The 13,512-nt window shown below is 46.3% G+C and carries 11 protein-coding genes; 4 read left to right on the top strand and 7 right to left on the bottom strand.

Annotation, left to right across the window (positions count from 1 at the left end):
* Positions 1-16: 16 nt before the first annotated feature.
* Positions 17-841 carry a sigma factor-like helix-turn-helix DNA-binding protein gene (locus tag D2V93_RS17505; RefSeq protein WP_119620344.1) on the bottom strand — a complete coding sequence of 275 codons (825 nt, stop codon included), beginning with the start codon at positions 839-841 and terminating at the stop codon, positions 17-19.
* A 259-nt stretch (positions 842-1,100) separates the two neighbouring features.
* Between D2V93_RS17505 and leuC the strand changes: the two genes are divergently transcribed.
* The 4 genes from leuC (at position 1,101) to leuB (ending at position 5,908) form a co-directional block, all read left to right on the top strand.
* Positions 1,101-2,510 carry a 3-isopropylmalate dehydratase large subunit gene (leuC, locus tag D2V93_RS17500; RefSeq protein WP_119620343.1) on the top strand — a complete coding sequence of 470 codons (1,410 nt, stop codon included), beginning with the start codon at positions 1,101-1,103 and terminating at the stop codon, positions 2,508-2,510.
* 92 nt (positions 2,511-2,602) lie between these two features.
* A complete protein-coding gene (leuD, locus tag D2V93_RS17495; protein WP_119620342.1) occupies positions 2,603-3,199 on the top strand; it encodes a 3-isopropylmalate dehydratase small subunit in 597 nt (198 codons plus the stop codon).
* Between the two features lie 20 nt (positions 3,200-3,219).
* Positions 3,220-4,737 (top strand): alpha-isopropylmalate synthase regulatory domain-containing protein, encoded by a 1,518-nt coding sequence (locus D2V93_RS17490; RefSeq protein ID WP_119620341.1) that lies wholly within the window; start codon positions 3,220-3,222, stop codon positions 4,735-4,737.
* A gap of 112 nt (positions 4,738-4,849) precedes the next feature.
* Positions 4,850-5,908, top strand: a complete 1,059-nt coding sequence (leuB, locus tag D2V93_RS17485; RefSeq protein ID WP_119620340.1) for a 3-isopropylmalate dehydrogenase — start codon at positions 4,850-4,852, stop codon at positions 5,906-5,908.
* Between the two features lie 186 nt (positions 5,909-6,094).
* Here the strand turns inward: leuB and D2V93_RS17480 are convergent, their stop codons facing one another.
* The 6 genes from D2V93_RS17480 to ilvB all read right to left on the bottom strand — a co-directional run bounded on the left by D2V93_RS17480 (position 6,095) and on the right by ilvB (position 13,481).
* Positions 6,095-7,687 (bottom strand): NADP-dependent glyceraldehyde-3-phosphate dehydrogenase, encoded by a 1,593-nt coding sequence (locus D2V93_RS17480; RefSeq protein WP_119620339.1) that lies wholly within the window; start codon positions 7,685-7,687, stop codon positions 6,095-6,097.
* A gap of 163 nt (positions 7,688-7,850) precedes the next feature.
* Positions 7,851-9,119, bottom strand: a complete 1,269-nt coding sequence (ilvA, locus tag D2V93_RS17475; RefSeq protein ID WP_119620338.1) for a threonine ammonia-lyase — start codon at positions 9,117-9,119, stop codon at positions 7,851-7,853.
* Between the two features lie 15 nt (positions 9,120-9,134).
* The gene (ilvC, locus tag D2V93_RS17470) at positions 9,135-10,610 is read right to left on the bottom strand and encodes a ketol-acid reductoisomerase (RefSeq protein ID WP_119620337.1); all 1,476 of its coding nucleotides are present in this window, start codon (positions 10,608-10,610) and stop codon (positions 9,135-9,137) included.
* 24 nt (positions 10,611-10,634) lie between these two features.
* Positions 10,635-11,162: an acetolactate synthase small subunit gene (ilvN, locus tag D2V93_RS17465; RefSeq protein WP_072881625.1), complete on the bottom strand. Its 528-nt coding sequence runs from the start codon at positions 11,160-11,162 to the stop codon at positions 10,635-10,637.
* A 1-nt stretch (position 11,163) separates the two neighbouring features.
* Positions 11,164-11,721, bottom strand: coding sequence for an O-methyltransferase (locus tag D2V93_RS17460; RefSeq protein WP_245978297.1), 558 nt, complete (start codon positions 11,719-11,721; stop codon positions 11,164-11,166).
* Positions 11,722-11,747: 26 nt separating this feature from the next.
* Positions 11,748-13,481 carry a biosynthetic-type acetolactate synthase large subunit gene (gene ilvB, locus D2V93_RS17455; RefSeq protein ID WP_119620335.1) on the bottom strand — a complete coding sequence of 578 codons (1,734 nt, stop codon included), beginning with the start codon at positions 13,479-13,481 and terminating at the stop codon, positions 11,748-11,750.
* Between the last annotated feature and the right edge of the window lie 31 nt (positions 13,482-13,512).

The raw sequence follows: 13,512 nt of genomic DNA, 5'->3' as shown, positions 1-13,512 counted from the left end.
AAAAAAACGTGACAAGTCACCGGACTTTTAGCAGTTTTAATTTTTGGGGATCCACAATGGAGTACAGGCTGGCAATGCGATGGTTCTCGCAAACCAAGATTTGGCAGTTATAGACCTTATCATTTTCATGGAAGACGACAGCAGGTTGATGATTGATCTCGGTGATAAAGTATTTTTTGTCCTGCAAGAACAGTCCATAGACATTTTGGAGCAGCTTTGCTGTACTGTTGGCCCCGACCAGACTTCCTGTGATGACCTTAACCGTACTGCCCCCGTCGGCCATGAGCTCAATATCTTCTACCAACAATGATTCGAGTTTGTCCAGATCCGCATTCGAAATGGCGTTTATATAGGCTTTCAAAATCTCTGGTTCTGTTCTTTTTTCAATATAACTCGTCTTCTTCAGTGATTTCTTTGCCCGAAGGAACAACTGCCTCGAATGATCGGTCTGGATATCCAATACATCCGCAATCTCTTTGTGCTTATAGGCAAAACCTTCTTTTAAGATAAATACGGCGCGTTCCAATGCGTTCAGTTTCTCCATCAGCACCAAAAGGGAATATGAAGCTGTTTGTTCTTTTATAACATGGCTATCGGCCTGATTCAGGTCTACCGGGTCAGGAAGCCATTCTCCATATACGGACTTATAGGATTTTCTTTTTTTCAGGTTTATGGCATGGTTGACAACAGATTTGATCAAATAATTCCGTTCATCCTCAATATGTGATCTATCGGCCCCTATATGCTTTTCAATGACATCCTGAACCACGTCCTTGGCATCCTCCATCGAGCCTGAGATGTTATAGGCATAGGTCGTCAAGGTTTTATGAATGTTTTCCATAACGTTTTATATCTTAAAACAAGATAGTGGTATAAAACGTGACAGCATCGATCTCTTTTTTATACATAAATCCAAATTATACCTAAAAATGGGGAACAAACTCTTCAGTTGTGATAATTTAGATCTGGACCAATGCATTTGTTAACATTTCGAATATTTCATTGAAACAGCCGTTGGACATCGTAATTTTAATGGGCTTTAAAAAATAGATTTGCATTCAAACCTTAACTTTGAAAGCTTACAAAATTAGATTGATACAATGAGCAAGACACTATTTGACAAAGTGTGGGACTCCCATGTGGTAAAACATATTGAAAATGGCCCCGATGTGCTGTTCATAGACAGGCATTTGGTGCACGAGGTCACCAGTCCCGTGGCTTTTTTAGGATTGAAGAACAGGGGCATCAAGGTGCTGTATCCCGAGCGGACGTTTGCGACCGCCGATCACAACACCCCTACCCTGAACCAACATTTGCCCGTAAAGGACCAACTATCCGCCAACCAATTAAGGGCCTTGGAAGAAAATGCCGCAGCGCACAACATCCCTTATTGGGGTCTTGGACATGAGAAAAATGGTATTGTCCATGTCATTGGTCCGGAAAATGGAATCACAGCTCCCGGCGCGACCATCGTGTGCGGGGACTCACACACATCAACACACGGAGCTTTTGGTGCCATTGCCTTTGGAATAGGGACCAGCGAGGTGGAAATGGTGCTTTCCACGCAGTGCATCATGCAGCCAAAGCCCAAGAAAATGCGCATCAACATCAACGGAAGCCTGAGCAAGGCCGTTACACCCAAGGATGTTGCTTTGTTCATCATCTCCAAATTGACCACTTCCGGTGCCACCGGCTATTTTGTGGAATATGCAGGAGATGTGTTCAAGAACATGTCCATGGAAGGCCGTATGACCGTTTGCAACCTCAGTATCGAGATGGGTGCCCGTGGCGGTATGATCGCTCCCGATGAGAAGACCTTCGAATACATCAAAGGTCGCGAATACACACCCAAAGGAGCTGATTGGGACAACGCCATGGCATACTGGAAAACCCTGTATTCTGACAGTGATGCCGTTTTTGACAAGGAACTTACTTTTGAGGCTTCCGAAATAGAGCCCATGATTACCTACGGAACCAACCCGGGTATGGGCATGGGCATCAAAAACGATATTCCACTCGCAGAAGCCGTGGAAGGCGGTGTGGCCACCTACAAAAAATCATTGGAATATATGGCGTTCCACGAAGGGGATGCCATGATTGGCAAACCCATCGACTTTGTGTTCCTAGGAAGCTGCACCAATGGTAGGATCGAGGATTTCAGGGCATTTGCCTCCATCATCAAGGGAAGAAAGAAAGCGGAAAATGTGACCGCTTGGCTGGTACCCGGTTCGCACAGGGTGGAAGAAGCCATCAAAGAAGAGGGAATCTTGGACATCCTACAAGAAGCTGGATTTGAACTCAGGGAACCCGGTTGTTCTGCTTGTTTAGCCATGAACGACGATAAAATCCCCGCAGGAAAATATGCGGTGAGCACGTCCAACAGAAACTTTGAAGGAAGACAAGGCCCAGGTGCCAGAACCCTATTGGCAAGTCCGTTGGTAGCAGCCGCTGCAGCAGTGACCGGGAAGGTTACCGACCCAAGGGAACTCATGGAAGAAGCATTTGCATAACAATTTACAATGAACAATGACCAGTGAACAATTAGCTAGCGATAAAAAATCCATTGTTAATTGAACTTTGATAACTGATAATTGAAAGAAAAATGGCATACGATAAATTCAACATATTGACAAGTTCGGCGGTACCATTGCCCATAGAAAACGTGGATACCGACCAGATCATCCCTGCCCGATTCCTAAAAGCCACGGAGCGAAAAGGATTTGGCGATAACCTGTTCCGCGATTGGCGATATAATTCCGATGGCACGCCAAAGGAGCATTTTGTACTGAACAACCCCATCTACTCCGGAAAAATCCTGGTGGGTGGCAAAAACTTTGGTTCCGGTTCCTCTAGGGAACACGCCGCATGGGCCGTTTACGATTATGGGTTTCGATGCGTGGTGTCCAGCTTTTTTGCAGACATTTTTCGCAACAACTGTCTGAATGTGGGTGTGCTTCCCGTTCAGGTGAGTGCTGGTTTTCTGGATAAGATCTTTACCACCATTGAGGCCGACCCCAAAACGGAACTGAAAATAGACCTGTCCGAGCAGACCATTACCATTTTGGCCACCGGCGAAAGCGAAAGCTTTGAGATCAACGGGTACAAAAAACAGAACATGCTCAATGGTTTTGATGATATTGACTATTTGCTGAACATCAAAAAAGACATAGAGGCATTTGCCGAGAACACCCCCCTTTAAATTGGGTACCCATATAGAGAATGAAAAAACGTACCATTGAAATCATGGACACCACCCTTAGGGATGGTGAACAAACCTCTGGGGTCTCCTTTTCAGCTTCCGAGAAGCTCACTTTGGCCAAGCTGTTATTGGAAGAACTTAAGGTAGACCGGATTGAAGTGGCCTCAGCCCGCGTCTCCGAGGGAGAGCTGAAAGCCGTTAAAAACATTACGGAATGGGCCGCTTCGGAAGGGTACCTTTCCAAGGTGGAAGTGCTCACTTTTGTGGACAATGGTGTTTCCTTGAATTGGATGATTGAGGCAGGTGCAAAGGTACAGAACCTACTCACCAAAGGCTCAATCAATCATTTAACACATCAACTCAAAAAGACTCCAGAACAGCATTTTAAGGAAATTGAAAATGCTATTTTCAAAGCCCAAGAACTCGGTATCGAAACCAATGTGTACCTAGAGGATTGGAGCAACGGGATGCGAAATTCCAAGGCGTATGTTTTTCAGTTTTTGGACTTTCTGACCCAGCAACCTATCAAGCGGATTTTACTGCCCGACACTTTGGGAGTGCTCACACATACGGAGACAGGTGCGTTTTTCAAAGAAATCATTGACAGGTACCCCAACTCCCATTTTGATTTTCACGGGCACAATGATTATGACCTCAGTGTCGCCAATGTCATGGAAGCGGTAAAAGCGGGAGCACATGGATTACACCTGACCGTCAACGGTATGGGTGAAAGGGCAGGAAACGCCCCATTGGCCAGCGTAGTGGCCGTGATCAATGATTTTTTACCGGAAATCAACATTGGTGTCAAGGAATCCTCACTGTATAAGGTGAGTAAACTGGTGTCGGCGTTTACCGGTTTCGGCATACCTGACAATAAACCTATTGTTGGAGACAATGTTTTCACACAAACCGCTGGAATACACGCAGATGGAGACAGTAAAAAGAATCTTTACTTTAACGATTTGTTACCAGAGCGTTTTGGCAGAAAGCGAAAATATGCCCTAGGAAAGACTTCAGGAAAAGCCAATATCCAAAAGAATCTGCAGGAGCTTGGCATTACCTTGAACGATGATGAACTGAAGAAGGTCACCGAACGCATCATTGAACTGGGCGACAAAAAAGAACGGGTCACCAAGGAAGATCTGCCCTACATCATTTCAGATGTATTGGATAGCAACTTGTACCAACAAAGGGTTTTTGTGAAATCCTACGTACTGACCCACTCCAAAGGTCTAAAACCCTCCACTACCCTTTCCATTGAGATTGAAGGAAAGCTGTACGAGGAAAGTTCCCAAGGCGATGGTCAGTTTGATGCCTTTATCAACGCCCTGAAGAAAGTGTACAAAAAAGAGAATCGTGAGCTTCCCAAATTGGTGGACTATGCCGTGCGCATACCTCCAGGGAGCAATTCTGATGCCCTTTGCGAGACCATAATCACCTGGCAGACCAAGGAGAAGGATTTCATCACCCGTGGCTTGGATTCCGACCAAACGGTATCTGCCATAAAGGCTACGGAAAAAATGCTCAACCTAGTATAAGTTCAAGGCACAAGTTCAAACACAAGAGCAAAAAGAAAAAAGAGTAAAGACAAAAGACTGATTGGAATAACCAAATAACCCTGTAACTTAATAACACAATAACCACAGATAAATGAAACTAAACATAGCCCTTTTGGCCGGGGATGGAATTGGCCCGGAAGTGATCGACCAAGCTGTAAAAGTATCCGATGCCGTAGCTGCAAAGTTCGGCCATGAAATCAACTGGACACCGGCCCTTACCGGAGCTGCCGCCATAGATGCCGTTGGAGAACCCTACCCCGATGCAACCCATGAAGTATGCGTGGCCGCAGATGCCGTATTGTTCGGGGCCATCGGACACCCACGTTTCGACAACGATCCATCCGCCAAGGTCCGTCCCGAGCAAGGTTTGTTGAAAATGCGCCAAAAACTGGGATTGTTCGCCAATGTCCGCCCAACGTTCACCTTTCCATCCTTGATCGATAAATCACCCTTAAAAAGGGAACGCATTGAAGGGACCGATTTGGTCTTTTTGCGCGAATTGACCGGAGGTATCTATTTTGGAAAAAGAGGCCGGGAAGACAATGACAATACCGCATACGACACCTGCACTTACACCCGTGCCGAAGTAGAACGTTTGGCTCGAAAAGGTTTTGAAATGGCCATGCAACGATCTAAAAAACTGTGTTGCGTGGACAAAGCGAACGTATTGGAAACATCACGTCTATGGAGGGAAACTGTACAGAATTTGGAAAAGGAATATCCAGAGGTACAGGTTTCCTATGAGTTTGTGGATGCAGTGGCCATGCGTTTGGTGCAATGGCCCAGCTCCTATGACGTATTGATCACCGAAAACCTATTTGGGGACATCCTTACTGATGAAGCATCCGTGATATCAGGTTCCATGGGGTTGATGCCGTCGGCTTCCTTGGGCGAAAAGACCTCTTTGTTCGAGCCTATCCACGGATCTTATCCACAAGCGGCCGGAAAGGACATCGCCAACCCACTGGCCACCGTACTTTCTGCAGCCATGATGTTCGAGACTGCTTTTGGTTTAAAGGACGAGGCCGAAGCCATCCGTGAAGTGGTAAACAAATCATTGGCCGAAGGTGTAGTGACCGAAGATCTTGCCGATGGCGGGAAAGCATACAAAACCAGCGAAGTTGGGGACTGGCTGGCCAAAAACATTTAAATTGCCTGATCCGTCTCAAAAATATAGGGATTCGTCATTCTGAATTTATTTCAGAATCTTATCTTGTTATTATTGAAATTGTGAGAACCTGAAATAAGTTCAGGTTGACGGATTTTTTCCTAAATAATAGTAATCAAAAAGCCCCGATTCTTCGGGGCTTTTTATTTTTCAGTAGTCATCACTTTTCTACAGAATATAATCCGTGCTCAAGAAGTTGCTTACCTTGGCCTCCATCAATTGCTCCACGGTTTGGGTGTTCAGTTCATTGTCCTTGAACGCCACAAAGGTTCGGATGGAAAAGGACCTCAAAGCATCGTGCACACTCAATGTGGATTGTGCCGAATCCTTTCTTCCCGTGAACGGATAGACGTCCGGGCCTCGTTGGCAAGAGCTGTTCAGGTTCACTCGGCACACCAAGTTGGCCAACGTATCGATCAATGGTGACAACGTATAGACGTCCTTGCCGAACAGACTCACCTGTTGTCCGTAGTTGGATTCCGCCATATCATCCAAGGGCTCTTCAATATCCTTGAAGGAAAGCACAGGAATGATCGGCCCAAACTGCTCCTCTTCATACACCCTCATATCCTTCGATACCGGATAGAGCACCGCAGGCCATATGTAATTGTCAAAATGCTTTCCGCCCTTCTTGTTGATGACCTTGGCCCCCTTGGCCTTTGCATCGTCCAAAAGTTCTTGGATATAGGCAGGTTTGTCCGGTTCTGGCAGCGGAGTAAGGCTCACTCCATCGTCCCATGGATTACCAAATTTCAGGGCATCTACTTTTTCCGAAAAACGTCTCAAGAATTCATCCTTGATATCTTCGTGGACATACACCACTTTGAGCGCCGTACAGCGTTGCCCATTAAAGGACAAAGTCCCTGCAATACATTCGTTTATGGTCAGGTCCAAATCGGCATCGGGGAGCACAATGGCCGGGTTCTTGGCCTCCAAGCCCAAGACCAGACGAAGTCGGTTGCTCTTTGGATGTTGGTCCTGCAATGCATTGGCCGATTTACTGTTGCCAATCAAGGCCAGGACATCAACCTTCCCCGTCTTCATTATAGGCGCCGCCACGGCCCTTCCACGACCAAAGAGTATATTGACAGCTCCTTTGGGAAAACTGCTCTGAAATGCCTCCAAAAGAGGCGTGATAAGCAAAACCCCATACTTGGCCGGCTTAAAAATGGTCGTGTTCCCCATGATGATGGCCGGAATGAGCAAAGCAAAAGTCTCGTTCAAGGGATAATTATAGGGACCAAGGCACAAAACCACGCCCAGAGGACCCCTACGGATATGGGCATACACCCCATCATGCTTGTCAAACTTGGCACTGTTGCGGTCCAATTGCTTGTATTCCTCGATCGTATCATAAATATACTCAACGGTACGATCGAACTCTTTGTACGAATCCGTTTTGGACTTTCCTATTTCCCACATCAGAAGCTTGACCACTTCCTCTCTTTTCTTCTCCATCTTTTTCACAAAGGACACCATGCATTCAATGCGGTCCTTGACCTTCATGGTGGGCCAAACCCCTTTTCCCTTATCATAGGCTGCCATTGCCGAATCCAAAGCTTCCAAAGCCTCGGTCTCACCCATATCCGGGATACTGCCCAAAACTGTTGGCACATATTCCTTGGTAGATGATATCGTGGAGACCACAGGAGTTGTTGCTCCGTTCCATTTGCGCAGCTCTCCGTTGACCAAATAGGTCTTTTGATGGATTTCTTCCTTGATTTGAAACGCTTCCGGTATCACGGTCTTGGTTGTTGACATAAATTTTTCGTTTATAGAATTAGTGTTCTCAAAAAAATGGTCGGTGGGCCTCTACAAAGCTAACATAAAAACATTTGGGAAAGCTTTGGTTCTACATGGGTTTCAACACAAAAACGATTTAGCCGACCCAATATCAAAACATACAGAAAAATTGTTGTGGAAATCACACCAAATATTGGAACAAATCAGGCTTATCGTTGAGATAGTCCCCAAAAAAGTTATTGGCCTTCATACGATGGATCAATGGTTCCAGGTCGTCGGCAGACTTCAGTTCTATTCCCACTACTGCAGGTGCATTTTCCCTGCTCGACTTTTTGGAATATTCAAAATGGGTGATGTCATCATCCGGTCCCAAAATATCGGCCACAAACTCCTTCAATGCCCCAGGTCGCTGCGGAAACCGCACTATAAAATAGTGCTTAAGATTGGCATACAGCAATGCCCGCTCCTTGATCTCGGCTGTTCGGGTAATGTCGTTGTTGCTACCACTCACCACACAGACCACATTCTTTCCCTTGATTTCCTCCGCAAAATTATCAAGGGCAGCAATGGTCAATGCCCCGGCGGGTTCCACTACGATGGCATCACGGTTATATAGGTCCAAAATGGTCTGGCATACCTTTCCTTCGGGCACGGTTTCCATTTTATACAAATGGTCCCTACAAATGGTATAGGTCAATCGTCCCACTTGTTGTACGGCTGCTCCATCAACAAACTTGTCAATGGTTCCCAACTGCACCAAATTTCCTTCTGCAATGGACCTTTTCATGGAAGGCGCCCCTTCAGGTTCCACTCCAATGATCTTGGTCTTCGGCGACAACGCTTGAAAAGCACCACACAGTCCAGAGGCCAAGCCTCCACCACCCACGGCCACAAAAAGGTAGTCGATGGGAACATCGCTTTGTTCAAGGATTTCCAAGCCTACTGTTGCCTGCCCTTCAATGATCTTTTCATCATCAAACGGATGGACAAAGGTCTTTTCTTCGTGTTCACAATATTTTTGGGCCGCCCTGTTGGAATCGTCAAAAGTGTCCCCTTCCAGAACCACTTTCACCCAATCTCCGCCAAACATCTTGGTCTGGTCGATTTTTTGTTTTGGTGTAACAACAGGCATGTAAATGGTACCCTTTACCTTCAAATGGCTGCAGGCAAATGCCACACCCTGGGCATGGTTTCCCGCGCTGGCACAGACCACGCCCCTGTCCAATTGTTCCTTGGACAAAGAAGATATCTTGTTATAGGCCCCACGGATCTTATAGCTTCTGACTCGATGAAGGTCTTCCCGCTTAAGAAATATATTGGCCCCATAAGCCTTGGAATAACGGATACTTTGCTGCAAAGGAGTTTCTTCCGCCACTTGGGCGATGATTTTTGCCGCTTGATGAATATCCGCTATTTGCGGAAAATACGTTTCCACAGTTTCTTTGCTCATGGGGCCAAATACAATTTATGCTATAGGCTTCATAGCTGTCATGGATGCACGGAGTCTTGCTCCCACTACTTCCACATCATGGGTACGGATGGCCTTGTTGACGGCGATAAGTTTGATGTTGTCCACACCGTTGTCCTTTCCTTCTCCGAACTTCTTGCCAATCACGTCGGTTTCCACTTTTTTCATGAAATCCGTCAACAAAGGCTTACAGGCATGGTCAAACAAGTAGCAACCATACTCAGCGGTATCAGAAATGACACGGTTCATCTCGAACAACTTCTTCCTAGCAATGGTGTTAGCGATCAATGGAGTCTCGTGAAGCGATTCGTAGTAAGCGGATTCGCCGATGATCCCTGATTCGGTCATGGTCTCATAGGCCAATTCAACCCCGGATTTTACAAATGCAACCATCAACACACCGTTGTCGTAGTATTCTTGCTCGGAAATGGACACATTGCCGGCAGGAGTCTTTTCGAAAGCAGTTTCGCCAGTAGCGGCACGCCAGTCCAATAGATTTTTATCGCCATTGTCCCAATCTTCCATCATGGTCTTGGAGAAATGACCACTCATGATGTCGTCCATGTGCTTTTGGAACAAGGGTCTCATGATCACTTTCAATTCTTCGGCCAAATCAAAGGCCTTTATCTTGGCAGGGTTGGACAAACGGTCCATCATATTGGTGATGCCCCCTTGTTTCAATCCTTCGGTGATGGTCTCCCATCCGTATTGTATCAATTTGGAGGCATATCCGGCATCAACCCCTTTCTCAACCATCTTGTTGAAAGAAAGAATGGAACCTGTCTGCAACAGACCGCAAAGAATGGTCTGCTCCCCCATCAAATCCGATTTTACCTCGGCCACGAATGAAGATTCCAACACCCCGGCCTTATCACCGCCAGTAGCCGCTGCATAGGCCTTGGCTTGCTCCAACCCTTTTCCCTCAGGATCGTTCTCAGGATGAACGGCGATCAAGGTTGGTACACCGAAACCTCTTTTGTACTCTTCGCGCACTTCGGAACCCGGACTTTTTGGAGCCACCATGATCACAGTGATATCCTCCCGGACCTGCATCCCTTCCTCCACGATATTGAACCCGTGGGAATAGGACAAAGTAGCTCCTTTTTTCATCAACGGCATTACAGCCCCTACCACTTTCGTGTGCTGCTTGTCCGGGGTCAGGTTGATGACCATGTCGGCGGTCGGGATCAATTCCTCGTAGGTGCCCACAACAAAGTTGTTCTCCGATGCATTTTTAAAGGATTGCCTTTTTTCCTTGATTGCGGCTTCCCTCAAGGTATACGATACATCCAATCCGGAATCACGCATATTGAGGCCTTGGTTCAACCCTTGGGCCCCACAGCCTATGATCACAATTTTCTTCCCTTTTAAAGCTGAAACACCATCAGCAAATTCGCTGGGGTCCATAAACCTACATTTTCCCAATTGGGTCAATTGCTCACGAAGCGATAGTGTACTAAAGTAATTTGCCATTTTTATGATTTGATTTTATGCTATTTAGTTTTCTTGAAATTCTGTCAATATTTCGGATATCGGCATGGCCGCTTTTGTTACGGCAATGCGCCCCGAACGAACGAACTGCATGATGCCATAAGGTTCAAGCGCATCGTGCATCTCATCGATTTCATGCCTACGGCCTGTTTTGGCCAGCACGAAGAACTCACGGCTTACTGTGACGATCTGGGAGTTGCTATCTTTGATGATGTTCTGGATCTGGCGTTCATCGAACAGTAGGTTCGATGCGATTTTGAACAAGGCCGACTCTTGATAAATGGTCTCATCATCGGTGTGGTAATACGCTTTGATGACCTCCACCTGCTTTTCAATCTGATTGACGATTTTTATGGCCCAGTCTTCTGTGGAATAAATTACAATCGTGAATTTTGAAACGCCTTCAATCTCTGATTTTGAAACGTTTAAACTTTCTATGTTAATGTGTCTCTTCAAGAATATTCCTGATATCCTGTTGAGCAATCCCACATGATTTTCGGAGTATACCGAAATGGTAAACCATTGTTTTTCCATGCTATTTTATTTTAACTGCAACGATAAGTCCAGTGGACCAATCCATCTTTGTAAGTGTTATATCTTCTCTCTTTTCCAATATTCGAACCAATTCCTTGGCTTTTTCTTCGTGTCCTGATGGCCAATTGGGTTGTTTTAGCATATCATCAATCACATAAAACCCACCCGTTTTCAGCAATTCCAATGCTTTATCCAAATGACTATACTTTCCGGGCCAAGCATCTGCAAAAATCAAATCAAAAGCGGCTCCGTTGTACGATTCCAGCCATTCTCCACCATCGGTACAAACCAATACCAACCTAGATTCACCATGAAAAAAGGCATTGGCAATCTGAATGAGTTCCGAATCGTTATCGACACTGATAATTTTAGAATTTCCATCCATGCCTTCGACCATCCAAGCCAAAGACAATCCGATTCCCGTGCCCAACTCCAAAAAGTTTCCATTGGGTTTGGAGGCCACCAAAGTTTTCAAAAGGGTACCAATATACACGTCAGAAGACATGCCAAAGCCTATTTCCCTTGACTTCTCAAGCAATGCCGAATACCTTGACGGCATTTTTAAAATATTGGCCTGGTCCATTCTTACTTCAATAAGATATCGGAGATGGAAGCTCCCGTCGGAACCATTGGGAACACGTTATCTTCCTTCTCTACCCTGACTTCCAAGAAATAAGGATCTTTGGAGGCCATCATTTCTTCCACAGCATCCTTCAAATCGGAGCGCTCCACTACCCTTCTGGCCTTGATGTGATAGCCTTCGGCTATTTTCACAAAATCAGGATTGGTCATTACCGTGGAGGCATAACGTCTTTCGAAGAAAAGTTCCTGCCATTGGCGCACCATACCCAAGTGATCGTTGTTGAGGACCACAATCTTTACGGGCAAATTGTGCTGGAAAATGACCCCTAGCTCCTGAATGGTCATCTGGTACCCACCATCACCGATGATGGCCACCACTTCCCTATCCATGGCTCCCATTTTGGCACCGATGGCCGCCGGAAGGGCAAATCCCATGGTTCCCAAGCCACCAGAGGTGATGTTGCTCTTTGTTTGTTTGAATTTAGCGTATCTACAGGCAATCATCTGGTGCTGTCCCACATCGGAAACAATGACCGCCTTATGCCCAGAAGCCACATTGATCTGTTCAATCACCTCACCCATGGTAAGGCCCGGCTTAGTGGGATAGATATCCTTGTCGATTACGGTATCGTATTCTATTTGTCGCTTTTTCTCAAACTCGGCCACCCACTCCTTGTGCTCATTCTTGTTGACCAAGGGCAACAAGAATCCCAAGGTTTGCTTGGCATTGCCCAAAACTGCAACGTCCACGGGCACATTTTTGTTCACTTCGGCGGGGTCTATCTCAAAATGGATGATTTTGGCCTGCTTGGCATAGGTTGCAAGGTTTCCGGTCACCCGATCGTCAAAACGCATTCCGATGGCAACCAGGACATCGCATTCATTGGTCAGGACATTGGGGCCATAATTTCCATGCATGCCCACCATACCCACATTCAATGGATGGTCGGTGTCCATGGCAGAAAGACCCAAAATGGTCCAAGCTGCTGGGATTCCCGCTTTTTCCACCAATGCCTTGAGTTCTTCTTCGGCCTCGCCCAAAATAATCCCTTGTCCAAAAACGATGTAGGGCTTTTTGGCGTTGTTGATCAATTCCGCTGCTTTTTCAATGGCGTTCACGTCCGGCTTAGGAGCTGGTTTGTAGCTTCTCACCCCTGTGCATTTTTCATACACAAAATCCAATTCATCGAATTGGGCATTCTTGGTAATGTCCACCAACACAGGACCTGGTCGTCCTGACCTAGCTATATAGAATGCCTTTGCCATGATCTCAGGGATTTCTTCTGCACGGGTAATTTGGTAGTTCCATTTGGTCACTGGGGTAGAAATGCCCACAATGTCCGTTTCCTGAAAGGCATCGGAGCCCAACAAATGTCTTGCCACCTGTCCGGTGATACACACCAGTGGGGTGGAATCTATCTGGGCATCGGCGATACCAGTAACCAAATTTGTGGCACCTGGACCGGATGTGGCCATGGCCACACCTACTTTTCCACTTACGCGAGCATACCCCTGTGCAGCATGGGTAGCCCCTTGCTCATGTCGGGTAAGGATATGGGTCAGCTTATCCTGAAACTTGTACAATTCGTCATACACGGGCATGATGGCACCTCCCGGGTATCCATATATCAAATCCACACCCTCTGCCAACAAACAATGGATGATGGCCTCAGCTCCGGTGATACGTATCGCTGTCTTTTTTTTCGCGTCCTTCTTTTCCGCTTTTAATGTTTCCATAAGCCTATATTTTGGGATTGTCCCGCTATGC

This window comes from Flagellimonas taeanensis (assembly GCF_003584105.1).
Classification (GTDB): Bacteria; Bacteroidota; Bacteroidia; order Flavobacteriales; family Flavobacteriaceae; genus Flagellimonas; species Flagellimonas taeanensis.
Note: the sequence above shows the minus strand (reverse complement) of the source record. Positions and strands in the feature narration are given on the sequence as shown.

Bases quoted from the DNA above. Each gene is read 5' to 3' on its own strand.
- ilvA (WP_119620338.1), bottom strand. From the start codon at position 9,119: ATGAGCAAAGAAACTGTGGAAACGTATTTTCCGCAAATAGCGGATATT.
- ilvC (WP_119620337.1), bottom strand. From the start codon at position 10,610: ATGGCAAATTACTTTAGTACACTATCGCTTCGTGAGCAATTGACCCAA.
- D2V93_RS17460 (WP_245978297.1), bottom strand. From the start codon at position 11,721: ATGCCGTCAAGGTATTCGGCATTGCTTGAGAAGTCAAGGGAAATAGGC.
- ilvB (WP_119620335.1), bottom strand. From the start codon at position 13,481: ATGGAAACATTAAAAGCGGAAAAGAAGGACGCGAAAAAAAAGACAGCG.
- D2V93_RS17490 (WP_119620341.1), top strand. From the start codon at position 3,220: ATGAAAAAACGTACCATTGAAATCATGGACACCACCCTTAGGGATGGT.
- ilvN (WP_072881625.1), bottom strand. From the start codon at position 11,162: ATGGAAAAACAATGGTTTACCATTTCGGTATACTCCGAAAATCATGTG.
- leuC (WP_119620343.1), top strand. From the start codon at position 1,101: ATGAGCAAGACACTATTTGACAAAGTGTGGGACTCCCATGTGGTAAAA.
- D2V93_RS17505 (WP_119620344.1), bottom strand. From the start codon at position 841: ATGGAAAACATTCATAAAACCTTGACGACCTATGCCTATAACATCTCA.
- leuB (WP_119620340.1), top strand. From the start codon at position 4,850: ATGAAACTAAACATAGCCCTTTTGGCCGGGGATGGAATTGGCCCGGAA.
- D2V93_RS17480 (WP_119620339.1), bottom strand. From the start codon at position 7,687: ATGTCAACAACCAAGACCGTGATACCGGAAGCGTTTCAAATCAAGGAA.
- leuD (WP_119620342.1), top strand. From the start codon at position 2,603: ATGGCATACGATAAATTCAACATATTGACAAGTTCGGCGGTACCATTG.